This is a genomic window from Staphylococcus kloosii, from assembly GCF_032139365.1.
In the GTDB taxonomy this organism is placed as follows: domain Bacteria; phylum Bacillota; class Bacilli; order Staphylococcales; family Staphylococcaceae; genus Staphylococcus; species Staphylococcus kloosii_A.
Window position 1 is genome coordinate 1 of sequence record NZ_JAVTDB010000015.1, and the last position, 26,697, is coordinate 26,697.

At 33.9% G+C, this 26,697-nt stretch carries 32 protein-coding genes; 13 read left to right on the top strand and 19 right to left on the bottom strand.

Annotation, left to right across the window (positions count from 1 at the left end; translation table 11 throughout):
- The 5 genes from RPL90_RS01090 to rpsF form a co-directional block, all read right to left on the bottom strand.
- A partial coding sequence (locus RPL90_RS01090) for a YydG family radical SAM peptide epimerase (protein WP_313541608.1) occupies positions 1–914 on the bottom strand: 914 nt, incomplete at its 3' end.
- 56 nt (positions 915–970) lie between these two features.
- Positions 971–1,135, bottom strand: coding sequence for an epipeptide YydF family RiPP (locus tag RPL90_RS01095; protein WP_313541611.1), 165 nt, complete (start codon positions 1,133–1,135; stop codon positions 971–973).
- 1,318 nt (positions 1,136–2,453) lie between these two features.
- On the bottom strand, positions 2,454–2,696 hold the full coding sequence (gene rpsR / locus RPL90_RS01100; protein ID WP_048793676.1) for a 30S ribosomal protein S18: 243 nt from the start codon (positions 2,694–2,696) through the stop codon (positions 2,454–2,456).
- A gap of 101 nt (positions 2,697–2,797) precedes the next feature.
- Positions 2,798–3,310, bottom strand: a complete 513-nt coding sequence (gene ssb / locus RPL90_RS01105; protein ID WP_313541618.1) for a single-stranded DNA-binding protein — start codon at positions 3,308–3,310, stop codon at positions 2,798–2,800.
- A 14-nt stretch (positions 3,311–3,324) separates the two neighbouring features.
- The gene (gene rpsF, locus RPL90_RS01110; RefSeq protein WP_048793678.1) at positions 3,325–3,630 is read right to left on the bottom strand and encodes a 30S ribosomal protein S6; all 306 of its coding nucleotides are present in this window, start codon (positions 3,628–3,630) and stop codon (positions 3,325–3,327) included.
- Between the two features lie 328 nt (positions 3,631–3,958).
- Between rpsF and RPL90_RS01115 the strand changes: the two genes are divergently transcribed.
- On the top strand, positions 3,959–4,744 hold the full coding sequence (locus RPL90_RS01115; RefSeq protein WP_313541623.1) for a GH25 family lysozyme: 786 nt from the start codon (positions 3,959–3,961) through the stop codon (positions 4,742–4,744).
- Between the two features lie 180 nt (positions 4,745–4,924).
- Here the strand turns inward: RPL90_RS01115 and RPL90_RS01120 are convergent, their stop codons facing one another.
- The 11 genes from RPL90_RS01120 to RPL90_RS01170 all read right to left on the bottom strand — a co-directional run bounded on the left by RPL90_RS01120 (position 4,925) and on the right by RPL90_RS01170 (position 13,869).
- Positions 4,925–5,767: a hypothetical protein gene (locus tag RPL90_RS01120; RefSeq protein WP_313541626.1), complete on the bottom strand. Its 843-nt coding sequence runs from the start codon at positions 5,765–5,767 to the stop codon at positions 4,925–4,927.
- Positions 5,768–5,779: 12 nt separating this feature from the next.
- Positions 5,780–6,106 carry a hypothetical protein gene (locus RPL90_RS01125; RefSeq protein ID WP_313541629.1) on the bottom strand — a complete coding sequence of 109 codons (327 nt, stop codon included), beginning with the start codon at positions 6,104–6,106 and terminating at the stop codon, positions 5,780–5,782.
- Between the two features lie 212 nt (positions 6,107–6,318).
- Entirely contained in the window at positions 6,319–7,416 is a 1,098-nt protein-coding gene (gene ychF / locus RPL90_RS01130; RefSeq protein WP_313541632.1) for a redox-regulated ATPase YchF, read from the bottom strand.
- Positions 7,416–7,631 carry a DUF951 domain-containing protein gene (locus RPL90_RS01135; protein WP_061854213.1) on the bottom strand — a complete coding sequence of 72 codons (216 nt, stop codon included), beginning with the start codon at positions 7,629–7,631 and terminating at the stop codon, positions 7,416–7,418. Before RPL90_RS01135 ends, ychF begins: the two co-directional genes overlap by 1 nt.
- A gap of 31 nt (positions 7,632–7,662) precedes the next feature.
- The gene (locus tag RPL90_RS01140) at positions 7,663–8,538 is read right to left on the bottom strand and encodes a mechanosensitive ion channel family protein (RefSeq protein ID WP_313541639.1); all 876 of its coding nucleotides are present in this window, start codon (positions 8,536–8,538) and stop codon (positions 7,663–7,665) included.
- Positions 8,539–8,884: 346 nt separating this feature from the next.
- Positions 8,885–9,574, bottom strand: a complete 690-nt coding sequence (locus tag RPL90_RS01145; protein WP_313541642.1) for a type 1 glutamine amidotransferase domain-containing protein — start codon at positions 9,572–9,574, stop codon at positions 8,885–8,887.
- Between the two features lie 22 nt (positions 9,575–9,596).
- Positions 9,597–10,598: an NADP-dependent oxidoreductase gene (locus RPL90_RS01150; protein WP_313541765.1), complete on the bottom strand. Its 1,002-nt coding sequence runs from the start codon at positions 10,596–10,598 to the stop codon at positions 9,597–9,599.
- A 107-nt stretch (positions 10,599–10,705) separates the two neighbouring features.
- Complete coding sequence (locus RPL90_RS01155; protein ID WP_313541645.1) at positions 10,706–11,647, bottom strand: low temperature requirement protein A; 942 nt, start codon at positions 11,645–11,647, stop codon at positions 10,706–10,708.
- An 18-nt stretch (positions 11,648–11,665) separates the two neighbouring features.
- Complete coding sequence (locus RPL90_RS01160; protein WP_313541648.1) at positions 11,666–12,013, bottom strand: MerR family transcriptional regulator; 348 nt, start codon at positions 12,011–12,013, stop codon at positions 11,666–11,668.
- 139 nt (positions 12,014–12,152) lie between these two features.
- Positions 12,153–12,911, bottom strand: a complete 759-nt coding sequence (locus tag RPL90_RS01165; protein WP_313541650.1) for an SDR family oxidoreductase — start codon at positions 12,909–12,911, stop codon at positions 12,153–12,155.
- A 139-nt stretch (positions 12,912–13,050) separates the two neighbouring features.
- Positions 13,051–13,869 carry an NmrA/HSCARG family protein gene (locus tag RPL90_RS01170; RefSeq protein WP_313541653.1) on the bottom strand — a complete coding sequence of 273 codons (819 nt, stop codon included), beginning with the start codon at positions 13,867–13,869 and terminating at the stop codon, positions 13,051–13,053.
- Between the two features lie 291 nt (positions 13,870–14,160).
- On the opposite strand from RPL90_RS01170, the gene RPL90_RS01175 reads away from it, so the two are divergent.
- From RPL90_RS01175 to RPL90_RS01210, 8 genes are all read left to right on the top strand, one after another.
- Positions 14,161–14,709, top strand: a complete 549-nt coding sequence (locus RPL90_RS01175; RefSeq protein WP_313541656.1) for a TetR/AcrR family transcriptional regulator — start codon at positions 14,161–14,163, stop codon at positions 14,707–14,709.
- An 11-nt stretch (positions 14,710–14,720) separates the two neighbouring features.
- Positions 14,721–15,422, top strand: coding sequence for an SDR family NAD(P)-dependent oxidoreductase (locus tag RPL90_RS01180; protein WP_313541658.1), 702 nt, complete (start codon positions 14,721–14,723; stop codon positions 15,420–15,422).
- Between the two features lie 58 nt (positions 15,423–15,480).
- A complete protein-coding gene (locus RPL90_RS01185; protein ID WP_313541661.1) occupies positions 15,481–16,485 on the top strand; it encodes an amidohydrolase family protein in 1,005 nt (334 codons plus the stop codon).
- 21 nt (positions 16,486–16,506) lie between these two features.
- Positions 16,507–17,340 carry an alpha/beta hydrolase gene (locus RPL90_RS01190; RefSeq protein WP_313541664.1) on the top strand — a complete coding sequence of 278 codons (834 nt, stop codon included), beginning with the start codon at positions 16,507–16,509 and terminating at the stop codon, positions 17,338–17,340.
- A 12-nt stretch (positions 17,341–17,352) separates the two neighbouring features.
- Positions 17,353–17,979: a nuclear transport factor 2 family protein gene (locus RPL90_RS01195; protein WP_313541667.1), complete on the top strand. Its 627-nt coding sequence runs from the start codon at positions 17,353–17,355 to the stop codon at positions 17,977–17,979.
- Between the two features lie 16 nt (positions 17,980–17,995).
- The gene (locus RPL90_RS01200) at positions 17,996–18,931 is read left to right on the top strand and encodes an amidohydrolase family protein (protein ID WP_313541669.1); all 936 of its coding nucleotides are present in this window, start codon (positions 17,996–17,998) and stop codon (positions 18,929–18,931) included.
- Positions 18,932–19,071: 140 nt separating this feature from the next.
- The gene (locus tag RPL90_RS01205) at positions 19,072–20,121 is read left to right on the top strand and encodes an ABC transporter permease (protein ID WP_313541672.1); all 1,050 of its coding nucleotides are present in this window, start codon (positions 19,072–19,074) and stop codon (positions 20,119–20,121) included.
- 13 nt (positions 20,122–20,134) lie between these two features.
- Positions 20,135–20,797: an ABC transporter ATP-binding protein gene (locus RPL90_RS01210; RefSeq protein WP_313541675.1), complete on the top strand. Its 663-nt coding sequence runs from the start codon at positions 20,135–20,137 to the stop codon at positions 20,795–20,797.
- A 182-nt stretch (positions 20,798–20,979) separates the two neighbouring features.
- Here RPL90_RS01210 and RPL90_RS01215 read toward each other — a convergent pair whose 3' ends face one another.
- Both RPL90_RS01215 and RPL90_RS01220 read right to left on the bottom strand, forming a co-directional pair.
- Positions 20,980–22,005, bottom strand: a complete 1,026-nt coding sequence (locus RPL90_RS01215) for an NAD-dependent formate dehydrogenase (RefSeq protein WP_313541678.1) — start codon at positions 22,003–22,005, stop codon at positions 20,980–20,982.
- Between the two features lie 177 nt (positions 22,006–22,182).
- Complete coding sequence (locus tag RPL90_RS01220; RefSeq protein WP_313541680.1) at positions 22,183–22,527, bottom strand: Na-translocating system protein MpsC family protein; 345 nt, start codon at positions 22,525–22,527, stop codon at positions 22,183–22,185.
- Positions 22,528–22,735: 208 nt separating this feature from the next.
- Between RPL90_RS01220 and RPL90_RS01225 the strand changes: the two genes are divergently transcribed.
- Positions 22,736–23,581, top strand: coding sequence for a sialate O-acetylesterase (locus tag RPL90_RS01225; protein ID WP_313541683.1), 846 nt, complete (start codon positions 22,736–22,738; stop codon positions 23,579–23,581).
- A 38-nt stretch (positions 23,582–23,619) separates the two neighbouring features.
- On the opposite strand, the gene RPL90_RS01230 is transcribed toward RPL90_RS01225, so the two are convergent.
- Positions 23,620–23,967, bottom strand: a complete 348-nt coding sequence (locus RPL90_RS01230; protein ID WP_313541686.1) for a hypothetical protein — start codon at positions 23,965–23,967, stop codon at positions 23,620–23,622.
- A gap of 220 nt (positions 23,968–24,187) precedes the next feature.
- Here RPL90_RS01230 and RPL90_RS01235 point away from each other — a divergent pair, with 220 nt between their 5' ends.
- The 3 genes from RPL90_RS01235 (at position 24,188) to RPL90_RS01245 (ending at position 26,540) form a co-directional block, all read left to right on the top strand.
- Positions 24,188–24,577 (top strand): CidA/LrgA family protein, encoded by a 390-nt coding sequence (locus tag RPL90_RS01235; RefSeq protein ID WP_313541689.1) that lies wholly within the window; start codon positions 24,188–24,190, stop codon positions 24,575–24,577.
- The gene (locus tag RPL90_RS01240) at positions 24,574–25,260 is read left to right on the top strand and encodes an LrgB family protein (protein ID WP_313541692.1); all 687 of its coding nucleotides are present in this window, start codon (positions 24,574–24,576) and stop codon (positions 25,258–25,260) included. Before RPL90_RS01235 ends, RPL90_RS01240 begins: the two co-directional genes overlap by 4 nt.
- A 410-nt stretch (positions 25,261–25,670) precedes the next feature.
- Positions 25,671–26,540: an SDR family oxidoreductase gene (locus RPL90_RS01245; protein WP_313541695.1), complete on the top strand. Its 870-nt coding sequence runs from the start codon at positions 25,671–25,673 to the stop codon at positions 26,538–26,540.
- Positions 26,541–26,697 lie beyond the last annotated feature (157 nt).

Here is a 26,697-nt window from a genome sequence, read left to right on the forward strand (position 1 = left end):
AATTCTATTTTTTCAATAGTATTAAATAAAGAACCGCAAACACTACATACAGAAGGATACTCATAAGGTATTCCAAATTTATCAATTAATTTCTGAGATTCTAATATTTCAATGAACCATTTAAATCCTTCTTTTCTAATAATATATAAAAGGAGATTCGTATTTAATTTCTCAATAGTCCTTTCAAATGTTTGGTCCTCGTCTTCTCTTAAAGTAATTTTGGTTTCAAAAATAGCAGGAGAACAACAGGGGTATATTTCACCATCGTGGTGATAAACGATTTCAAAACCTGGACAATTCAATAGGTCTCTGTTTTCAAAAAGGTTATAAAAATTATGCATAATTTCTTTATTAATTTTTTCTTTTGCAGCACCAACAGTAATTAAAGGAAATTTTGTGATTTTTATCCCAAGTACAGCGTCTCCTAATTCTTCTAAGATGTTATGAGACATTTTATCTTTCGTAACAGCCATATTTAACGATACATCTATATTGGGATATAATAATCTATGATTCAAAATATTTTTTACACTCTTTAATTTAACAAAAGGAGAATGATATTCATCATAGCTTATAGTTAATGCTACAACATTATACTTATCAAAATCTGCAAAATATTCACTTATCAATTTTCTACTACTACCCCAGAAACCATTGGTAATTAATGTAATTTTTTTACCATAAGTATGAGTTATTATCATCAACTCTTTTAACAATGAATAATTCAAAAATATTTCTCCACCTGTAAATGATATCACTTCTATTTTTGGATTCTTTGAAAATTCTAAAATCTGTTTTTTTATGTATGACTCCTCCATTTTCAAACTAGATTTAGGAGAGCATGAAAAACAACAATGATCACAGATAGCATTACATTTTGAGTCTAAATTTATAGATACACTTCTTTGATACATATTATCCCCCCAAAAATCAAATTAAACGGAGGTTTACCCCCTCCGCTTAAATAAAATTAATGCCCACTACCAATAATCCAACGATGCTGTTTAGATTTCACAAAGTACCATAGGTCATTTACTTTTGCCAATTTTTGTGAATTATCAACTAATTCTTTAATTTCAATGCTTTTCATTACTTCTCTTTTGTTACATTTTTGTTCTCTTAGTTGTTTTTTCATGATGTCACCCCCCCATCAAACTTAATTATATCAAAAAATAATATTATTACAATTAAATTGTTATTTTTAATTATAGAGCGGAAAGCAATTTATTTTTGTGAATTACCAAAAATAATTATACTGAATTTTTATTAATATTATATTTATAGTATTATGTATAAAATATAGATCATAAAGAAACAATTTAACTAATTAATAAATCTAGGGAATGATAGAAGAAACAACAATTAGTTCTTATTATTAAACTGCCAAAGAAAATGAAGAATCAGACCACACTATTGAATAGAAATATAGCAGGATAAATAATAATTAGCGTACCGTACGCTTTTTATGAGAATCACACACAAAAATAACCCCGCAGACCTTAGCCTACGGGGTTTGTACAGATACAATATCTATTATTGTTTCTATTTTATATATTGATATTTTATAATTAATCATTAGTATTAAAAAACTGTCAACTCAACATTTTAAATTAATTTTGAAAGGCTATGAATCCGCAAACTATTTTTCAACTTGGCGAGCAATTATATCCTTCATCCACTAAAATTACTATTCTTTCCACTATACGCTCTCTCTATTAAATACAAAAAACCTATGATTTCGAAATCCCCATATGGTGGGGTTCCTACTCTCATAGGTGGATTAACTAATTTTTCTATGAAAAAATAATACCACCTATAAAACGGTATTTCAATATATTTCTTTAATATTTCGAAACTTTTAGCTTAATAGTGTAACTACCTATAACGTTCAACTGATAGGTGTATAAACTATTTTATCTCTTTAATGCTTTTTTTATTCCTGATTCTGAAATAACAAAATCTAAACTAGTAGTTTCTAAATCTATTGAACACTCATTTTCATTATTTTCCGTGTCATCTTCGAAATTTACTACAAGTCCAATAAATTTTCTGTTATTAATAATCTATCAACTCTACATTCTTACCTACATAGTCTCATAATTTATATTTCAACTAATCACTTCTTAATTCTCTATTAAAATCTCTAACACCACAAACACTTACCCTATTATTAGGTAGTTTTGAGTCATAATTAAATGCCAGTTATTAACTTGTATATTTTTTACTTATTATAGCAACAAATAATGGTGTTGAAGCGTTTATATTTTTACTTTTATCTATGAATTATTTACTATATTTTTCTAATAAACCTTTTCTGTTAAACACTAATTACAAGTCTAATTTCCTAACTGAATGTATAAAGCTCGTATTTCCTGTCCCCCGACCGATAAATTTCCACACAAAAATAACCCCGCAGACTTTAGCCTACGGGGTTTGTACAGATACAATATCTATTATTGTTCTTCTTTAACATATGGTAATAATGCCATATGACGAGAACGTTTGATAGCGATTGTCAACATACGTTGATATTTAGCTGAAGTACCTGTTACACGACGAGGTAAAATTTTACCACGTTCAGAAATAAAACGTTTTAATAATTCTGTGTCTTTATAGTCGATGTGTGTAATTCCGTTTGCTGTGAAGTAACAAACTTTTTTACGACGACGTCCGCCTCTTCTTGGTCCACCTGCCATGGTTAACTGCCTCCTTCAAATTAGATTTTTTTATAATACGTTCATTGATTGTCTTGTTTATCTTAACACTCTCAAAATAGTGTTTAACTATACACTAATAATTAGAATGGTAAGTCATCATCACTAATATCAATAGGGCCGTTCGCATTAGCGAATGGGTTGTCTGATTGATTATTGTTTGATGCATTGTTGTTATTACGTGACGTGTTTTGTCCAGATTGTTGACCACCAAAGCTTTGTCCGTAATCTTGGAAGTCATTGCCTCCAGATTGGTTTTGGCGTTGGTTGTTTTGGTTTTTAGGTTCAAGGAATTGAACGCTATCACAAACAACTTCTGTAACAAAGATACGACGTCCTTCTTGATTTTCATAGCTACGTGATTGTAAGCGACCGTCAACGCCAGCTAAACTACCTTTTGATAAGTAGTTATTAACATTTTCTGCTTGTTTTCTAAAAACGACGCAGTTAATGAAATCAGCTTCGCGTTCCCCTTGCGCATTGGTAAACGTACGATTCACCGCTAAGGTAAATGTCGCAACGCTCACGCCTGAGGGTGTTGTTCTGTATTCTGGATCCTTAGTTAAACGACCTACTAAAACAACTCTGTTTATCATTTAAGCGCCCCCAATTATTTTCTTGTCTTATCTTCGTCTTCACGGATAACGATGTAACGGATGATATCATCGTTAATTTTAGCTAAACGTTGGAATTCGTCAGTAGCTTCGTTATCTTCTGTTTGAATACGAACGATGTTGTAGTAACCTTCAGTGAAATCATTGATTTCATAAGCAAGGCGACGTTTACCCCAGTCTTTAGCTTCAAGTACTTCTGAACCTCTTGAAGCTAAAATGCCGTTGAAACGTTCTACAACTGCTTTTTTAGCATCTTCTTCGATATTCGGACGAACGATATACATAACTTCATATGTTCTCATTTATCTTTGCACCTCCTTGTGGACTATACGGCCTATTAAGAATCAATAGGCAAGGAATAATTTTCATTACTCACAATCAAGAATTATAGCATAAGCTTTTACATTTTACAATGCGTTTACCGTTCTTGAATTGTTAAAATCAGCTTCATTTACGCAGTCTCATCATTAAATATTTTCATTAATTAAAATTATTTAAAATGTTTTGTTGCGCCATTTAAATATTTTAAAATGCAAGGTTGCTAAAACGCTTTAATTATTTTAGCATAGGCTCTAATTAAAATTAAAATATTTAAAATACATAAATCTTAGTGGATTAAAGGAGAAATATATGGTTTCGTTAATGAAAAAAGGAATTGTAACAACATGTGCGTTAGCAAGCACTGCATTCATATCTTATTCGGCAAATGCTGCTGAACAACCAAATGCTCAAAAAGGGACAATGGGTTATGGCTATAAGCAATATTTAGCAAAACATCCAGATAAAAACAAGCAAAGTAAAGTACAGACTGAAGCAGGAACAACAGAACAAGGCAAACGTGTCTTAGATATTTCAGAATGGCAAGGTGACTTGACTGCAGATCAAGTTAAAAAATTGAAAGCCAACTATGATTTTATAATTATTCGTGCACAATACGGTTCTGAAAAAATTGATGCCTCACTCGAACATAATTCTGAGTTATTGGATAAATATAATTTACCGTTTGGCGTGTATTCTTACAGCATGTATGAAAACCCTGATGATGCAAGATATGAAGCACAAACTTTATATAACAGAGCGCCAAAAGCAAGCTTTTATATTAATGACTATGAACAAAATTCAATCACTTCTGGTAGCATCGACGATAGTACAAATGCTTGGTATGATGAAATGAAAAGCCTCGCAGGTAATAAAAAAGTCTTACTTTACTCTTACCAAAACTTTATGGAAGAGAACTTAACTAATACTGTTAGTACTTATGATGGTTTCTGGTTAGCTAATTACAGTAACACACAACCTACACGAGAATATGCATTATGGCAATATACTGACCAATATCATTCACCTGAACTTGATCAAGATGTCGATGCCAACTACACAAGTCCAGATAAAAATACAAGCTGGTTTATTTCATAATAACTAGCAAAGAGCCTGGGACATCATACCGAACTGTCTCCAGGCTCTACTTTTATATGGGCAGTAGAAGACTGAATTGAAAATACGCTTGTACCAAGCTGCTTTCAACGCTAGTCATCTTTGACGGTGCAGGACTACAAAAACTTTTTATACAAATAAGATTTTACCCCGCTCCCTTTTTTACATATACCGCCCTATAAATAGATTAATATGTTTATCTTCAAGCTCCTCTACTCGTTTTTCTTCCGCTTCGACATCAATAAACCATATGCTCTCTATCCATATTTGATAATGTATAATTTCGTGTAACAATATACGACATATATTGAGTTCGGCATCATAACGTCCCAATTCTGCTAATAAATATTGAAAGTCTTTAGCAGTTACTTTAATTAATGCTTTATCAAAAGGTGAATGTGGCGCACTAAATTGACCTGCAAAATCATATTCAGTTGTAGAAATTTTAATATCGAGTGGCATAGGACAATCAAATTGTTCTTTTATATATTGTAGACAAAGCTGTAACGTCTTTTTTAAACTTTTATCTATTTGACGTGTATAACTTATCGTCGGCGTGCAATCTGTTGGTTTGTACTTTAAAAAATAATATTGATACATCATCATTTGTTGTAAAAATGCTATCGTCTGTTCATCACTGTCTGATTGTACAATTTCGCTATAGTTTTGTTGACGTTGATCTGCAATATAAAAAATAGCTAATGCTCGACAAATATCATACAAAACGGTTAATAATACATTGTCATCTCCATTAATACTTTTTGAGTAATAACTTTCCGGTTGACGGTAATCTTCAATGTCATTAAGTGAATATAATATTTTATAACTGTCTTCGAAAACGATTGTATCTTCTACGCAGTCATTCACATAAAACGTATCATTTGTGAAGGTTATTAAAACTGGTTTAGTCGTTATGTAATAGTCTTTTAACCATCTATGATATGAACGCAGCATCGTTTCTAACTGCTGCGTTATATTGTCGTATTTAAAAATTACTGTATTCATATTAGTGCTTCCTCATCGTTTCTTTTTATTAGAGCCTTTTGTCTTTTTACCACCTTTATGTTTTTTACTCGGTGTATGCTTTTTAACGTTATTACTTCTCGGGTTAGACTTCCCTTTCCATTTACTACTCTTTCGCGCCTTATTTTTCATTTCGCCACCTTGTTTACGTTTACCACGCGCATCGGCAACATTAGAAAAAGGATTGTATTCATTTATCTGTTGAAACTTTGAACTGTTTATATATTGTTGTCCTTCATTAGCGAAGTATTCAATAGCTGAAAATATTAAAACTAAAGTAATTATGCTCGCAATAATTTTAGTTTGTATTTTTCTATACATAAAAAAGAACTCCCCTCGTTTTAGATAGGGATTATTATATATAGAAACTGAGGGTCTCGACGTATCGTTTTATAACTGTTAGAGCTAATAATATTACGATCTAAAACTGAGTTGAATCAAACACCGTTTATTTTTTACTGCTCCCATTAATTTATTTACAATATAAAAAACACTCCCTTATTTTAAGGGAGTGTTTATCAATATTTTTGTTATTATACGTTAAATCTAAAGTGAACGACGTCTCCGTCTTTCATAATATACTCTTTACCTTCTAGACGTTGTTTACCAGCTTCTTTAGCACCGTGCTCACCATTGTATTCTACGTAATCATCATAAGATGTTACCTCAGCACGTATAAAACCACGTTCAAAGTCAGTATGAATAATACCAGCACATTGTGGCGCAGTCATACCTTTTGTAAATGTCCAAGCACGTACTTCTTCGACACCAGCAGTAAAGTATGTTGCTAAGCCTAATAAATCGTATGTTGTACGGATTAAACGGTTTAGACCCGGTTCTTCAATGCCTAAATCTTCTAAGAACATTGCCTTGTCGTCTTCATCTAAGACAGCAATCTCTTCTTCGATTTTAGCACTAATCACGATAACTTCTGAATCTTCGTTTTCAGCATATTCACGAATCGCTTTTACTTTATCATTTTCAACATCATTGATTTCATCTTCACCGACGTTAGCGATGTATAACATATCTTTAGAAGTTAGTAGTTGCGCTTGGTTTACAAATTTTTGATCTTCATCATTAAAATCAATACTGCGCACTGGTTTACCTTCTTCTAACGCTTCTTTAATTGTTGTTAAGATACGTACTTCATTCACCGCATCTTTATCTTTTTGTCGTGCCATTTTTTCTACCTTAGGCAAACGTTTTTCTACAGATTCTAAGTCTGCTAATACAAGTTCCATATTGATCACTTCGATGTCTTCTATAGGGTTAACGCGACCTGACACGTGGGTTACATTGTCATCATCAAATGCACGAACGACTTGGCATATAGCGTCTACTTCACGAATATGTGAAAGGAATTTATTACCTAGACCTTCCCCTTTCGAAGCACCTTTTACGATACCTGCTATATCTGTAAATTCGAATGTAGTTGGGATTGTTTTTTTCGGTTGAACCATATCTGTTAAAACATTTAATCTGCTATCTGGTACTTCAACAATCCCTACGTTAGGATCGATTGTCGCGAATGGATAGTTTGCTGCTAGCGCACCTGCTTTTGTAATTGCATTAAAAAGTGTAGACTTCCCTACGTTAGGTAAACCTACGATACCTGCTGTTAAAGCCATTAGTTATTCTCCTTATCTTCCTCTACTTGATTAGATACAAGTACTTTTTTTAATTTTTTATTGAATGTCTGTCTTGGAATCATAATACTACGCTGACAATTTTCACATTTTATACGGATGTCTGCGCCCATACGAATAATTTTAAAGCGATTTGTGCCACATGCATGTTGTTTTTTCATCTCAACAATATCATTAAGGTTATACTGTGATGTCATTCTTTACACCTCCACCATGAGCTACAATTATTTACTGATTATTAGCATCGTTTTGTACCATAGTTGGTTGTGGTACCTCAATGCCTTTTACGTTAAAGAAATGTTGAATCTCTCTCCGTAATATACGTGCACCCGATGCACCTTCACCTGGAATTGTCTCGGCAGAAATACGTAATATAAGTTCATCTCTTGTGAATGAGTCAACCCCTATAAATTCTGGCGTAGTAATAAATAAATAATATTTTGAACGCATAGAAGTGAATAATTCTTTTAACTGTTCTTCTACTTTATCAACATTTTCGGTAACTGCAATAGGTATTGCTACGATTGCTGCACCATTTGTTACTGAGAAGTTAGTGATTTCACCCATGCTACCATTAGGTAAAACAGTCAGCTCGCCACTTATAGTATTAACGCGTGTTGATCTTAATCCTATTGATTTTACAGTTCCTTCTGCTACTGTAGTACCACCACTATTTATTTTAACATAGTCTCCTACATCGAATTGATTTTCAAAGATAATAAAGAATCCAGTAATGATATCTTTCACGACAGTTTGAGCACCAAAACCAACTGCCAAACCAACGACGCCTGCGCTGGCGATGATACCTTCAACTTTAATACCTAATCTGCTAAGAATGGTCGTTACAACGATAAACCAAACGACATAGGTCACGATATTTTGCACAAGTGAAATTAATGTTTGTGAACGTTTCTTGTTAGCTTTTCTACCTTTATTTTGCACTTTGAAGAATTGTTCAATCACTTTGTTGGCTATGCGTATTACGATGAACGCGATGATGATGTACACGATAATCATTATTAGGTTCGATACGAGCGTTTGATAAGTTTCGGGTTTCGTTAAAGGTTCGATAAGTGAACCTAGAATTGATTTAACTTGATCCAACAATATATCCTCCTCGTTGTTAAGCTCAAAGTTCATTATACATTGTTATTTGTTTAAGCAACTCCAACCTAAGCTTTAAATATAATATTTAACACTTCAATTGTAGCTTACGCTATATCTATATCTGAACATACTCGCCTATTATAGCAATAATTCACACCACGATAAAGCAAATTATTTTGTAATAGTTATCTCAATCAACACGTTAAAACCTCCTTCAAATATGATGCTATTTAGAGGAGGTTTAGTAAGATTATGTTATTAAATTATCATAGTAACTATTACGACTTTTACAGAAAATGTCAAATAAGTGCGCGTATATTTCATAGTTGTTTTCAGACTTCCTTCAGTCTAAACGCCATAACGCCTCGACTGCTTGTGCTACTTGCTTTGGAGATTGTGGATTTTGACCCGTTACTAGCCTTTCACTTACTTTGACATAAGGTCTAAATGGTAATGTTGCTTTACTGTATTGAGCACCACGACTTTTTAATTGTGTTTCTAATTTATATGGGACGTATTTGTTACGATTGGCTAACAGTTCTTCAGTATTGGAAAAACCTGTTAGTTCTCTATTATCGATGAAAAATCTTCCGTTATCATATTTAACATTTACTAATGCAGCAATGCCATGACATACTGCCGCAACAATACCGCCATTATTGTATATGTGTTTAACTGCTGCTTGAATATAGTGATTATCCGTAAAATCGTACATCACCCCATGACCACCAGTGAAATAGATACAATCATAATCTTTTGGGTTTGCTTCACTTATAGGTTGGGCATATTTTAATAAATTCATAAAGTTTGAATCTTTATAATATGATTTTGTAGTTTTATCTAACATTGCCGGGCTAAGACTAACAGGGTCGATAGGCGTATTACCTCCACTAATATTATATAGATCAATTTGATAGTTGCTATCATTAAAATAATCATAAAAATGAACCAATTCGCCTAACCAAAGTCCCGTCTTTTTATAATGTTCACCAAAAAAATCTGAACTTGTATTAACAATCATAATTTTTTTCATTTTAATCACAAACCTTTAGTCATTATTTATCCATCGAAATAACAATCTTACCTTTAGCTTTACCACTACTTGAATATGCTATCGCGTCTTGTGTTTGTTCAAACGGATACACTTTATCAATAATTGGGGTGATTTTGCCTTTATTTATTAAGTCGCTAATATTATTTAATTGTTCACCACTCGGCTGCATAAATAAAAACTCGTAATTTACGTTGTACTTTTTAGCACGTCTTACTAATTTAGCAGAGGCACCGCGTAATAATAATTGTTTAAATATATTAAGTTTTAAACGTTTCGCCAATTTAACCGTCGGAATACCTGACACTGAAGCAATCGTGCCATGGGGTTTTAATATTTCAAATGCTTTATTTAAATTTTCACCGCCCAGCGTATCAAATACGCCATCATAATTACTTAGACGTTGTGAAAAATCTTCGGCTTTGTAATTAATTATTTCATCAGCACCTAATGATTTTACTAGTTCATAACCACGCTCACTTGCCGTTGTTGCAACATATAGTCCCATTGCTTTGGCTAATTGAATTGCAAACGTGCCTACACCACCAGCGCCTGCTTGAATTAACACTTTATTGCCAGCTTTCAAATGCATAACGTCATTCAATGCTTGATAAGCAGTTAAACCGACTAAAGGAATACTCGCCGCTTCTTCAAAAGATAACTGTTCTGGTTTGAGTGCAATCTCACTAGCATCAATCGCGATAAATTCTGCAAATGTACCTATTTTTTCTTTTCTCGGTCTTCCGTATACTGCATCTCCGGCTTTAAAGTTTTCTACCTTACTACCTACTTCAGTAATAACTCCTGAAAAGTCATTACCTAAGATTAAAGGAAACTGAAATTTTAATAATAATTTCAGACCACCATCACGAATTTTATAATCTATTGGATTAATACTAGCCGCTTTTATTTTCACTCTAACTTCATAAGGATTCATACTCGGTACCGGCATCGTATCTTGTTGTACGGGGTGATTGCCATATTTGTGAATAACCATCGCTTGCATATCAGTCTTCATTCTCTCACTCCTAGCATTGACTAAGTTATGTCACTGTCAAATTTTATATTCATAATTACACATCGTTCATCTACTTAGCAATTCATAGCGTTTAACTAACGAGTCGTCTTTGGTTTATGGGCTGTCACATTGCCATAAACAATTACAAAGAATAGAATAATAAAAATCACATAACCAAATACTTCTCCTGAATTTAAATGATGCTCTGCTAACATCTTATTCATCAATAAAAATATAATATCTAACGAATATATTAAAAACAAATGCAAATACATCGTCATAAATCCTGTCTTGGACTGTGTGTTTTTATCAGTGGATTTATAATGCAATGTATAAACTACGAACAATATAACGATAAAGACAAAATATAATGTGTCTGTCATATTTACATGGCTTAATTCAATATTTTGAATTAACAATACGAGCCCTTCACCAAACAATAATATAATTAATAAGCTTAAACGTTCTGTTAGATGATTAAAGAAAATCTCATTTTCTTCCGAAACTTTGTAGAACAATAGTGGATAAACTGCCACGATAAATATACCTAAAAAATAGACCCAAAAGTTAATTTGTGACGGCAATAAAGTAGCAATCAATGCAATGATTACAGTTAGTGATAGCCCAGTCGTATATACTTTTACAAGCCGAATATCTACTTTAGCACCACTCAACTTATAATTTATAAAGTATTGAATAATAATACTGACATATATGAGTGCTGAGGTTAATACAAATGGCTTGAATGTATGTTGAAAGTCTTCATTAATTGCTTTCGACAATATAATAATTAAGAACATGTCTACGAAGACAAACAAATATTGATACCATTTCTTATTAAATAGTCTATTTACGAGCAAAGTACGATAAATCCAAATCGAATAAAACACTAGGAATAGCATAAAACTTTTACCTAAACCTTCTGGCGACATTAAGTTATGTGATATGCCTTCGACCGTGTGATTAATCGTTGATAAAATATAGACGAAAATCAAATCGAAAAATAACTCTGTCATACTGACTTCTTTCTTATCCACGTTTTCACCTCTTTTAAGCTATTCATTCTCTAAAATTTCAAATTTATTTTCTAACGTCGCTAATCCTTCATCTATTAATGCTTTTTGGTGCAATAAATTTTCTTTATGCCGTTCGAATATCGCATGTCGTTGAGACTTAGTTGCACTACCTTGTTCATATAATTCTGCTACTTCTTTTAATTGTGCTATAGGCATGTGCGTTTGACGCATGCATTTAATAAATTCAATCCAAAACAAATCGTCTTTTGAAAAATCTCTATAACCATTAACGTCACGAGCGACAAAAGGAAAAAGTCCTGCTTTATCGTAATAACGAAGTGTATGTTCACTTATACTTAAATTTTCTGCTACTTCTTTAACATGCATAACGCTTCCTCCAATTTTACACTATAGTACTTTTATTTTTACCCTGTCATAATGAGTTAAGACATAAAAAGAGCTATAGGAAAAACTAACCTATTTCCTATAACTCACTATTTAAAATATTTTTTACAAACAGCAATGATTAACGTGTTGTATAACCACCATTGGCAAATAATGTTTGTCCATTAATCCACCAACCATCTAAAGTTAAAAATGTGATGATAGGGACGATATCTTCAATTTGCGTTAATTGATTATGCAGTGCTTGAGATTTATGGAATGTTACAGCTTCATCTTCTTCTTGAGGATAAAAGAAAGGTGTATCCATAGGTCCAGGTGCTACCGCATTAACGGAAATGCCTCTATCCATAAATTCTTTTGATGCTGCGCGTGTATAATGTTCTACTGGCGCTTTCTCTCCTGCATACGTACTGTAAAAACCTGTGTAAGCTGCAAGTAATGAGGTCGCTAAAGTAATAATCTTACCATTGTCATTCATATGTTGCTCGGCATATTTGATGAAAAAGTAAGCTACTTTTGCGTTAATATCTTGCATTTGATCATATGCTTCTTCTGTAACTTCGGCAATAGGTTGCTTTAATACTTTTCCTACAGTATTGATAGCAATATCAATTTTACCAAATGTAGCTTCGGCATGTTCAAATAGCGCTTCAATATTAGCTATATTTGTTAAATCGCCTTTAAAGAGCGTAGCTTCCCCACCGAGTTGCTCAACTTTCTCTAATGTACGCTTAGCCTCTTGTAAGGAATTATCATTATGATGGTGGATAACCAGTTTAGCGCCTTGTTCAGCATAAGTAGTACTTAATAACCCTCCTAGATTTTTCGCGCCGCCTGATATAACAATAACTTTACCTTTAAGATCATTAAATTTACCCATGTGTGAAACCTCCTTTAATTATATGGTTCAACCATAAACCTTAGAGTGCACTCTCACGCAAACATTATGTAATTCTTAAAAATAAATAAGACCTTGGTACATTACCAAAGTCTTATAATTTAGAAGCTTATTTTAAAAGTTAAAATTTTTGATTAGTAATCCAGTCATTTAAATGTAATCTGTCAGGATTAAGTTGATCCATTTGGTCGAAATCAATCTCGTAACCTTTATCTTCTAACCACGATCTTTCTGCCGTACCACTTGTAAATGTGCCTTGTATTATTGCTAGTTTAGAGGTAGCAGATGAGAATATTTCTATGACTTCATTTAATGTTAGCTCGTCAGATGCTATTTCAATTGCTTGATGATTATATTGCGGTGCGGCATTAAAAATATTTACGGCAATTTTGGCTATATCCCCAGTTGAAATCATTGCAAATTTAATATCGGGTGCAATAAATTCTGGTATATAAATACGACCTTCTTCGACAGTTGTAATACGTAAAAAATTATCCATGAAAAATGATGGCTTGATAATTGTATAGTTGAGCGTTGACGCTGCTAATGTATTTTCAATTTCAGCTAACGCCTCAAAATGTGGGCCTGTACGATTACGGTTCACCCCGCCCGCCGTACTATATACAACATAATCTATTTTTTGCTGTTCTGCCGTCTCTATAATAAGTTTACCTTGGCGCAATTCTTCCTCAACATTATCTTTGATAATTGGTTGGACGCTGTAAACGCCGTATTGATCTGCCATCGCTTGTTTTAATGCATCCTTATCACTTAAATTACCTTCAAAAATTTCTAAGTTATTATTATTTAAAGCTGTTAACTTTTCATTATTTGCGTTACGCGTTAAAGCACGTACTTGCCAACCTTCATCTAGTAATTGTTGAACTACTGCATAACCTTGCTTTCCAGTCGCTCCAATAACAAGTATACTTTTTGTCATTTATTGTTTACCTCCATAGTTATAGCAGGAGGGCCACACTTCCAAAATGCAAAGTATTAAAGACCTCTACTATATCTTTTCATGATCCATTATAGCATGGTTATAGTTATAACCATTAATAACTCCTCGCAATCATCGACAAATCATTCCACAATATTTTTCAATCTGTGTTTTTAGAACACTTTTCTAAATAACTCGAATGTGAATTAATTGTTTATTAAAATAAATAATTTTATAATAAACGGAGAGTTATCCACTTCATTCGATTAACTTGGTTAGGAGCGTACACTTATGCGAAGAGATGCACAACATAACAAACAACTTATTGAAACAACTGCACACGAGCTTTTCCATGAATATGGTGTTGCTCAAGTAAGTATGAACCAAATAGCGAATGCATTGGGTATAGGTATAGGTACGTTGTATCGTCACTTTAGTGATAAAGGGGCTTTGTGTTATCAATTAATTCATACTGACTTCTATTTATTAATCGAGGATATGCAACGTATTGCTACATTAGAACAGTCAAAGCGAGAAATATTTATTAAGTCAATTGATCTTTTTTTAAATTTTAAATTGGTCAATAAGGATTTGTTAAGTTGTGTTGAAAATACAACTAAAAAGTGGAATTTTAAAGCATCTGATATTTATCAAACACTTTATCATTACTATTTACCTTTAGTTAGTTGCAATATAGATGAACGCCTGTCTGTATTCAAAGTAGATATGTTGCTAAATACGTTATCAACACAAAACTATGAATTTCAAATCGACTATCGTGAACTTACAAATAAACAATTACGTGATCAACTCGTAGCTTTATTTTTCGATCACAAATAGGAGGACTAAATATGACAATCACATTAATAACAGGTGGCAATAAAGGACTAGGTTTTGAAACTGCACGTGCTCTAAAAGAACAAGGTCACAAAGTATATATTGGCTCACGTAATGAACAACGTGGTCAACAAGCAGCACGACAACTTGGCGTTGATTATGTTCTATTAGATGTTACGGACGATGCTTCGGTAAGCGCAGCGGTATCAACGATTCAAGAAAGCGAAGGTCGTTTAGATGTTTTAGTGAATAACGCAGGTATTTCAGGTGGTTTTACTAAACCTCGTGATGTCACAGCCGAAAATATGGCGCACGTATATAACACCAACGTATTTGGATTAGTACGTGTAACTAATCAGTTCATACCATTACTCGAAAAATCCGAGCAACCGGTTATTGTTAACGTCAGCAGTGGTTTAGGTTCATTCGGCATGGTCACAGATGACAACAAGGCCGAATCAAAAGTAAACTCACTCGCTTATTGTTCATCAAAATCTGCAGTGACAATGTTAACGCTGCAATATGCGAAAGACTTAACGCATATGCAAGTTAACGCAGCGGACCCAGGATCAACGAATACAGATTTAGTCGGTGATGCAAGCAACAATGCCAAACCAGCGACTGAAGGTATCAAACCTATCGTTAAGCTAGCTACCATTGATAAAGATGGACCAACAGGTACATTTATTGATGGCGATGGTCCAATGCCTTGGTAATAATGTTTTGAAGCGCTGAACGTTATTTTTTATTAAACACTAATGGAGGTTTTTAATTATGAATAGTATTACTTTTGAAGAACATTTTGTATTAAAAGAAGTACGACAACAGATGGGTGACGCATTGAAACCATCCCCAAATGGCGTACCATTAAATGCTATGTTAGAAGCATTGGAAAAAGAGACTGGCTTTTCAAATGAAGATGAAATCAATAACCATGACCAACGTATACAATTTATGGATGAACAAGACGTAAAAATGCAAGTTTTATCGTATGGTAATGGCTCACCATCCCTTCTAAAAGGGGCAAAAGCAATTGAGTTATGCCAATATACAAATGACCGTTTAAAACAATATATTGACGAACATACAGACCGTTTCCTCGGCTTTGCAACATTACCTATTAATGAGCCTGAAGCTGCTGCGACAGAATTAAAGCGTTGTATCAATGAGCTTGGTTTTAAAGGGGCACTTATTTTCGGTCGCCCAAACGGTAAGTTTCTAGACAATCCTGAATTCGAAGTTATTTTTGCGACGGCCGAACAACTTGACGTCCCTATCTATTTACACCCTGCTCCAATTAGTGACGCAGCGTATCAAGCTTATTATCAAAGTGATAATTATTCAGACGCTACTGCCGCGACTTTTGCTAGTTTTGGTTATGGTTGGCACATTGATGTAGGTATTCATGCAATGCGCTTAGTATTAAGCGGTCTCTTCGATCGACATCCTAATTTATCAATGATAATTGGTCACTGGGGTGAATTCACACCATTTTTCTATGAACGTATGGACAATGTTATACATGCACCAAACCTAGATCATGATCCAAGTTATTATTTTAAAACTAACTTTTATATCACTCCGAGTGGCATGTTGACAAAACCGCAATTTAATATGGTAAAAAACGCCGTTGGTATAGATCATATCTTATACTCTGCAGATTATCCTTATGTAAAACCAGAAAATTTAGGAACATTTTTAGCTGAATTAGGATTAACTTCTGAAGAACAGGATAAAGTTAATTATAAAAACGCAGAAAAATTATTGAAACTTAAATAATATTAAAATGGAGGAATTTATATGCATACATTAGAGTTACCAGGTGCTAAACTACGTTATCATCAAGTTGGACAAGGACCCATCCTTATTCTTATACCAGGCGCAAATGGTACAGGAGATATCTTTTTACCACTTGCTGAACGTTTAAAAGCGGACTTTACAGTTGTGGCGATTGATAGAAGAGACTACGGTAATAGTGAGTTAACGCAATCATTACCTGACGAAGCAAGTAATCCTAATAGTGAATATCGTGTTAAACGAGACGCTCAAGATGTTGCAGCACTTGCACAACAATTAAGCGATGAGCCTGTTTATGTGTTAGGTTCAAGTTCAGGGGCAATCGTCGCTATGCATGTGTTAAAAGAACACCCAGCAGTCGTTAAAGAAATTGCTTTCCATGAGCCACCTATTAATACCTTTTTACCTGATAGTGACTATTGGAAAGAAAAAAATGATGAAATTGTCAAAATCGCTTTAAATGATGGATTGCAACAAGCAATGCAAGTATTTGGCAAGACGCTCAATATCGCACCTTTAGATGCTAAGAGTATGGCACAACCAGTATCAGAAAACGACGAAGATCAAAAAGCTCAATATGAGCGTATGATGTTTTGGGTTGAATACGAAATCAGACAATATACTCACTCAAACATTACCCTATCTGATCTAGCTCAATATAAAGATCAAGTAGTACTATTTAATGGCACGGATTCAAAAGGTTCATTCCCTCAAGATGTAAACTTTTATATCAATGAACAAACAGCTATTAAACTTTTAGACATCCCTGGAGGCCACCTTGGCTACGTGCAAAAACCAGATGGTTTTGCTGAAGTACTATTGAATACATGGACATAGAGAGGTCATCGTATGCTTTTTGAACGCAACAATCCGTATACAACTGATAGTTTATTAGCTAAAGCAGATATTCAAGAATTAATAACTTTTGAACGCTTTAGTCGAGACAATAGTTTATGGGATAGTATGCGCACGTGTTTTGCAGACAATGCACATATTAATATCTCATGGTTTAGTGGCAGTGGAGAGGAATTTGTCGAGTCATCTAAGGCAATGAATCGTTATGCCCCCCACCAAATTTATAATTCACAAATTTGGATTAATAAAGAACGTGCCATTGCAATTATGCAAGCAACGATTCAAACGAGACTGACGATAAAAGACGTACAAATGCAACTTAACTCAGATGCTAAAATCATTTATAGTTTAACCAAAGCAACAAATACATGGTATATCCAACATATGGAATGTGTGTATGAAAAAGACAGCCTGACACCTGTATTTCCATCAAGTATTAAACTTTCTCAAAACGACTTCGAGCCATTTCGTTCAAGTTATGCCTGTCTATCCTATTGCCTCAACTACTTAGGATATGAGGTTAATCATGATTTACAAGGCATTGATAGACCAGATGCTCTGAATGCATTTTACCAACATTTAGATCATTGGTTAACCTATCGTTCACATTCACTTAAATAGAAAGAAGCTGTTTACTTTGAACAAAATAGATTTACATTCGCATTATATCTCACCAGGTTTCGCACAATTTTTAGATGACTATTTTGATGGTAAAGGAGATGGTGTGCCTACCCCATCTTTCTCAATAAATAATTATTTATCATTAATGAAAGATGCAAATATTGATTATGGTGTTCTTTCCATTTCTAGTCCTCATTTAAGTGCGGCTCCAGATGAAGAAATGCTCAAATTAACTGAAGAAGTTAATAACTATGGTGCTAATTTAGCCAAAAATCATAAAAATAAAATAGGCTTTTTCGCCTCACTTCCCTTACCTTTAGTGGCAGAGAGTGTTAAAGCTATAGATGATGCTTTAGATGTACAAAATGCCAAAGGCTTTACGCTACCAACTAATGCTCGGGGTATTTATTTAGGTGATCAACGCTTAGATGATATTTTAGCAAAATTAAACGAGCGTCACGCCATAGTAGCGATTCATCCAAATGAACCTAACCCTATTAACGACGATATTAGAGCAGAAATCTTAACACCTTTAATGGAATTCTTCTTCGATACAACAAGAACTATCATTTTTATGAATCAAAATAATGTTTTCAGTCGTTATCCAAATATTAAGTGGATCATCCCTCATAGTGGTGCGCTCTTACCCGTGATTGCACAACGTGTGGATATGGGTAATAAAATGTTCGAGGTCGAAAATCAACCGGATGATTTAGAGCAAACGATGCAGTCATTATATTTTGATTTAGCTGGTAAAGTTTTACCTCATCAATTACCTACACTTTTAACTATAGTCGATGAAAACAAAATTGTTTATGGCGCAGATGCACCTTACACGACAGACAATGTTGTTAAGTTACTAAACGATGAATTAGAAAGTTCATCGCTATTAACAGACGATCAACGACAGAAGTTCTTTTATGATAATGCACAAAACCTCATCATTCATTAAAAGTAACGGTACACTTTCGTACCGTTATTTTTAATATACAAATTTTGAGTTTCAAAGTATATAGAGTGATGCATATATTATTTTTAAAGTGCTACAATAGGCATTAAGTTAAACTATTAAAAATTTTTAGGAGGATATACATGTTTTTAGCCTGGAACGAAATAAAGCGTAATAAATTAAAATTCAGTCTAATTATCGGTGTACTAATCATGATTAGTTATTTACTTTTTTTACTATCAGGATTAGCAAATGGGTTAATTAACATGAATAGAGAGGGCATCGATAAGTGGCATGCTGACGCTATCATCCTTAAGAAAGACGCCAATCAAACCGTTGAACAGTCTAATTTTATGTTAGATAAAGCGCCAAGTGACTATAAAAAACAAGCGCCTCTAAAACAAAGTGGCGTAATTGTTTCCAATAGTAAACATGAAGAAAATGCATTACTTTTTGGCGTAACGAAAGATTCATTTTTAATGCCGAAGCTTATTGCCGGTCATAAATTTAAAGCAGATAACGAAGTCGTGGCGGACGAAACTTTGAAAGATAAAGGATTTCATTTAGGAGACAAACTATCACTGTCTCAATCTGATGAACAGTTAAAAATTGTAGGATTTAGTAGCAGCGCTAAATATAACGCTTCACCCGTATTATTTACGAATAATGCAACGATCGCTAAAGTGAATCCTATGTTGTCTAAAGACAAAACCAATGCAGTGGTAGTAAAAGATAAGCATTGGAAAAATAAATCATTAGATAATAAGTTAGAAGCCGTTGGCATTAACAAGTTTGTAGAAAATTTGCCTGGCTATAAAGCACAAAATTTAACATTAAACTTTATGATTTCGTTCTTATTTATTATTTCAGCTACAGTTATTGGTATCTTTTTATATGTCATGACTTTGCAAAAAATTAATTTGTTCGGTGTCTTAAAGGCACAAGGTTTTACAAATGGCTATTTAGCCAAGGTCGTGTTGTCTCAAACTTTTATACTGTCATTAATTGGAACTGTGATTGGATTGGCATTGACGTTATTGACGAGTATATTTTTACCAAGCGCGGTACCGGTAGTTTTTAATTATGCGACGTTACTCATATTCGGTGTAGCCTTAATTATTATCTCCATGCTGGGCAGTCTATTTTCCGTCTTAACCATTAGAAAGATCGATCCATTGCAAGCAATAGGTTAGAGAGGTGAAGTAAATGTTAACTTTTAAAAATGTGACTAAAGATTTTAAAGATGGCAATCACATTATAGAAGCAGTGAAGCAAACAAATTTAACGTTTGATAAAGGACAATTGGTGGCAATTGTTGGTCCTTCAGGTTCTGGTAAAAGTACTTTTTTAACGATAGCAGGCGCATTACAAACGCCAACGTCAGGCGAGGTGTATATCAATGATACAGCCTTATCTACCATGAAACAAAAGCAACTCGCGCAGACACGTATGAGCGAAATTGGCTTTATTTTACAAGCAACAAATTTAGTACCATTCTTAACCGTGAAACAACAATTTAAGTTATTGAAAAAACGTAAAAAAGATGTCATGTCCGACCAGGCATTGCAAGAATTATTAGCACAATTAGGCTTATCTGATATTCAAAACAAATTACCTAATGCCATTTCTGGTGGTCAAAAACAACGCGTGGCGATTGCCAAAGCGCTTTTTACCAACCCATCAATTATATTAGCGGACGAACCAACCGCTTCGTTAGATACTGAAAACGCAATGGAAGTTATGAAAATCTTACAAGAACAAACAAAGAAACGTGATAAAACATGTATTATCGTTACGCATGACGAACGACTCACAACATATTGCGATAAGGTATATCATATGAAAGATGGCAATTTAGCGTTAACATAATAAAATGAGCCTGGAACATCGTATTGTCTTCAGGCTCTACTTTTATATGGGCAAAAGATGACTGAATTGAAAATGCGCTTGTATCAAGCTGCTTTCAACATTAGTCATCCTTGCCAAGGAAGGACCACAAAATCTTTTTATACAAATAAGAATTTTGTCCCGTTCCGTTTTTTTGCTAACTTCTATTTAGTTTTATAACTTTTACTCGTGATTTGACCACCATCTACGATAATATCTTTATCTTGGAATGGCTCATTATTGAAGAAACGATTCAATATATCTTTTACGCCATCTTCAATGCGTTTTTGTGCTTCTAACGTCATACCTGAATAGTGCACAGTCATAGCATTTCTTGGCATTGTTCTCCATGGATGATCAGCTTGGGCTGGTTGAGGGAACCAAACATCGCCTGCATAACCTTGGATGTGTTTAGCTTCTAATAGTTCTACTAAATCATCTGTATTAACAATTTTACCGCGTGCTGTGTTCACTAAATAGCTACCATCTTTCATTTTACTTAATACGTTATAATTGAATAAATTATCTGTGTCTGGAGTCAATGGTGCATGAATTGTAATAGCGTCACTTGTAGCAACAAGTTGTTCGAACTCTACAAATTTTGAGTGCGCGTTATCTTTTTGATTTATTGGATCGTAGTGTTGAATTGTAACGTTAAATGGTGCTAAACGTTCTGCGACAAGTTGTCCAATTCTACCAAATCCAAAGATACCAATTGTTTTATTTTGCAGTTCTCTCGCGTCATTACCTACTTTAGAAAGGTTCCATTCACCTGCTTCAGATTGTCTATGTCCTTCTTCATAGTTACGTAGTAGAATAAGCAAGTCCATAACCGCGTGTTCAGCCACACTTACTGTATTACTACCAGTTACTTCGACAACACCAATATTGTGTTCACCTGCTGCTTGTAAATCTACATGGTCAGAACCTACACCAGCTGTGATTGCTAATTTTAAGTTAGGTGCTTTTTCAATGCGTTCTCTTGTCATATAAGCTGGATAGAATGGCGCACTGATAACTACGTCCATATCTGCTAAGTGTTTATCTAAATCCGCTTCGTTATCTGTTAGTATAACTAATTCATGTCCTTTTTCTTCTAAAAATGGTTTTAAACCAATCGCTTTTTTTGTGTTAAGTGTTTGATTTTCTTCTCCTTCAACTGATTCTGGGAATAATGCTACTATTTTCATTATCTTCACTCCTATAAATTGTTTTTTATTCTAGAGCACTTATAACGTTTACGTTTAATGCGTAAAAACATTGCGCATTAAAAAATACCTGACGCCGTTTGCACATACCACCTCCTTGAATAGTGTCTATTCAAAGCGTAGATAGCAAACAGCACCAGGTACCTTACACCAGCTAGCTTATTCTATTGATTTATCGAAAACAAATATTGATACAACTTCATCGTCAGCTAAATCAACATCTGTAAATAATTTAATAAATTTTGCACCGACAAGTTCTTCCATTTCATCTGGATTGACCTCGTCATATAATTGTTTAATTACTTCTGTACGTGCATAGCGTAACATCTCTTCATTACGTTCGTCTTTTAAGTAAAAGTTATCGACTTTACTTAAAGCACCAGTCATATAGGCAATTGCCCAACTTCCATTAAAAGTTACTTCGACTTTTTCGGGACCTTTACCGACATGCTTTTTACGATAAGAACGCACGAGATTCGCAAATGCTTGTTCATTCTTTTGCATTCTATGTGGTTCACCTACTTCTTTTAAGAAGTTAAAAGCAATTTCATACGTTACAATTTCATTATATTACGCTTAATGAATAATTCAAGTGTCGTGTTTATATCATTTATAATTATGCGCTAAATAAACTTTATTTAACTTTATGCAATGCGTATAATAAACGTTAATAATTAACATAGTTTAACGTTCACGAAGGGAGTTCAAACGTATGAAATCTATTTTATTAATAGGACAATCCAATATGGCAGGGCGAGGATTTTTAGACGATGTAGCACCGATTATTAATGAAAATATTAAAGTACTTAAAAACGGTCGATGGCAATTTATGGAGGAGCCAATTCATAGCGATCGGTCAGTTGCCGGCGTTGGGCCTGCCGCTTCTTTTGCAGCGGAATGGATTGCAGCACATCCACACGAAACATTAGGTTTAATTCCTTGTGCAGACGGTGGAACTTCAATAGATAATTGGTCTGCGGATCAGCCGTTAGCTAGACATGCTATTGCTGAGGCACAGTTCGCTATGGAAACGAGTGAATTAATAGGTATATTATGGCATCAAGGTGAATCTGATAGTAACAACGGTAATTTTAAACAATATAAAGATAAACTTGTTTCTTTAATACATCATTTCCGCAATGAACTCGGCAACGAAGCATTACCTTTTATAATTGGTGGGCTTGGTGATTATTTAGGCACATCAGGTTTCGGGCAGTCTGCACCAGAATATGACGAACTAAATAAAATATTTGAAGAAGTTTGTACTAGTGAATCTAATTGTTATTATGCTACTGGCATAGGTTTACAAGCTAACCCGGACGGTATTCATATTAATGCACAATCACAACGTATTTTCGGCATACGTTATTATGACGCATTTAAACATAGACATAACGTCTTAACACCTTTAGACAATGAGCAACAACGTGTAGCACAAATATATGATCGCGAACTTACGAAAAACGAACAGTTATACGTTCAATTTGCTTTATTCTCTAAAAATAAAATTTCATTCGAGACGCTTAATGAACGTATGGCGACAATTAACCAGTCATAAAAAAAATCCTCATACTTGGCACTACCAAGTAATGAGGATTAAAGTATTACAATCAATAAATTACCTACAAGTATTACGAGTCCTATTAATAAATAGATAAGTCTAGTTTTAAATTTATAATAGTCATTTTCAAGACTACACAGTTGTAACATAGCTATACCGAATAATAATAATGGTTGACCATTTTTGACCCATCCAAAAATATCAGCTATCGATATAACTGCAAATAGTACTAATAATAAACTTGTTACTGCAAGCATGTACGTCCAAATAGTTGCTCTTTTTTCTTCACTTAAACGTTCAGATGGATTACTTTTTAAATATAAAAAGCATGCACTAAAGAGAACGCCATAAACAAGTGCGCTAATTGCGACAAAATTATCCACTTTAAATAACTCCTCCGTTACCTTTTATTACCTTTACGTTAACATATATATACCTTAACTTTACAAATCGCTAAAAATATTCCCATAGAAATAATTTGAGCGCTTAAAGTTGAAAAATTTCGAAATTTCTAATGCGTAAAGCCACTACTGCTTTCTAATCTTTGCTATGATTAAATAATAATTCAATTAAAATAGCGCACGTCTTGTAGGAGGACTGTTTATGAAATATATACAAAGAGCGCTGATCATCTTATTACAATTTATACTCATTATTGTTATTACATATATTGGTAACGTGATTCAAAAAGCACTACATATCCCTATAGCGAGCAGTATCGTTGGATTGATTTTATTTTTCTTACTATTACAATTTAAAATCATACCACTTCGCATGGTCGAAGGCGCAGCGAGTTTCTTACTTTCTACTATGATATTTTACTTCGTACCTTCTGTAGTAGGTGCAATGAATATCGGATCTGTCATAAGTATGAAATTCATAGCATTTATCATTGTAATTATTATCGGAACTTGTTGTGTCGCCTTAATTTCTGGTTATATCGCAGAGAAAATGATTGCCAAGACTGATGATGGAGATGAATATACAAAATGATACTGTTGAAAACAATATTAATGATTATGTTAACGATTGTAGTTTTCTTTTTATCAACAAAACTGCAAGCTCGTTTTAGAAATCCATTACTCAATCCTGCTTTAATGACGGCACTATTTATAATCATTGTGCTCCTATTATTCGGCCAAGACTATGATGATTACATGCTTGGCGGTAAATGGATCAATTACTTACTCAGTTGTTCTGTTGTAAGTTTAGCTATGCCATTATATCAACATCGTCACAAGATTATGAAACATGCCCCAGTCATTTTCACTAGTGTACTTACGGCTGTTTGTATTAACTTTTTTATCGTTTATGGCGCGTTAAAAATATTAGGATTTTCTAAATTAACTATAATTACGATGTTACCAAGATCTATCACTGCTGCCGTAGGTATTCAAGTATCACAACAATTGGGCGGTAACGAAACGTTAACTGTATTGTTCATTATGGCTACTGGGTTATTAGGTAGTATGGCTGGTGAATATTTAATAAGCATTGCGAAATTCAAATCGTCTATTGCTCGGGGGTTATCCTACGGTAATGCCGCACATGGATTTGGCACAGCAAAAGCACTAGAATATGATTTCGAATCTGGCGCTTATAGTTCAATCGGTATGATTTTAACGGCAATTCTTAGTTCAGTGCTCATACCTTTGTTTATTTTATTATTTTATTAAGTTAATGTTATTATGAAAATTTTCATAATAACACACTTGTAGGCTCCCAACTTAATATATCAACTACACGCCCGTTATCTTTTACTGATAATGGGCTTAATTTAATGTCATATATTTTATAGGTCAGACTACCCTCTTAGTAACCTCAGTGGCCCGGATGTCTTAAAACACTATATAATCAGCGCATAAAATCTTTCCTTCTTTTGTTTTTAATTAAGCCGAAGTACAGAAGCATTCATTCGAAAAAATATAAAAATTATTAAGTATTTCAAAATATTATTTGTTTAAACCTGGTTTTAACGGCAATAACACTATTATGGAACAACTTCAGATATTATCCATAACAAAGTCAGTTAGATGACTGACTCATATATAGATGAACCCAACAATACCTTTAAGGAGGAACATGTATGAATTTATTAGATTTTCATAAACAAATAAAAGGTTATACACAAGATAGACAACCTGGTATTGAAAAAGATATGAAACCACAACCTATTACAGAATTAGATGATTATGCTGCAGGCGGCAAATTAAAAGGCAAGGTGGCACTAGTTGCTGGTGGCGATTCCGGCATCGGACGCGCTGTAGCCATATTATTTGCTAAGGAAGGCGCTAATGTGGCGATAGGTTACTATGACGAACATGAAGATGCTAAAAACGTAGTAGCACGTGTTGAAGCATTAGGAGTGAAAGCAAAGGCTTACGCTCATGACCTTAAAAAAGTAGAAGACTCACAACAATTAATTAAAGACGTCGTAGCTGATTTTGGTCAACTAAACATTCTAGTTAATAATGGCGGCGTCCAATTCCCACAAGATCGTTTTGCAGATATTACGCCTGAGCAAATTAAAGAGACTTTTGAAACGAATATTTTCGGTATGATGTTCCTTACTCAAGCCGCAGAACCACACCTTTCTAAAGGTGACGCCATTGTTAACACTACTAGTGTTACCGCTTATCGTGGATCAGGGCATTTAATTGATTATTCTGCTACCAAAGGTGCTATCGTTTCTTTCACACGTTCAATCGCAACTAGTTTAAATGAAAAAGGGATTCGTGTGAATGCCGTAGCTCCAGGACCGATTTATACACCATTAATTCCCGCTACTTTCTCAGAAGATAAAGTAGCAAATCAAGGTGACGAAACACCGATGGGTCGCCGTGGTCAACCAGCCGAATTAGCGCCTGCCTATGTTTTCTTAGCAAGTGACGCAGATAGTTCATATATTACTGGACAAGTGATACACATCAACGGTGGCGACTATATAACGAGTTAACATTTATACTACAACGTCATTTATATTCCGGTGACAAGGAAATGTTATCATCCTTGTCACTTTTTCTGACCTCTTATCTTTAGATAAACATTATTAACTACAACAAATTCATTTTTGTACCTTACTGTAGTGTTATATTTTTGTTTAATAGAATGTA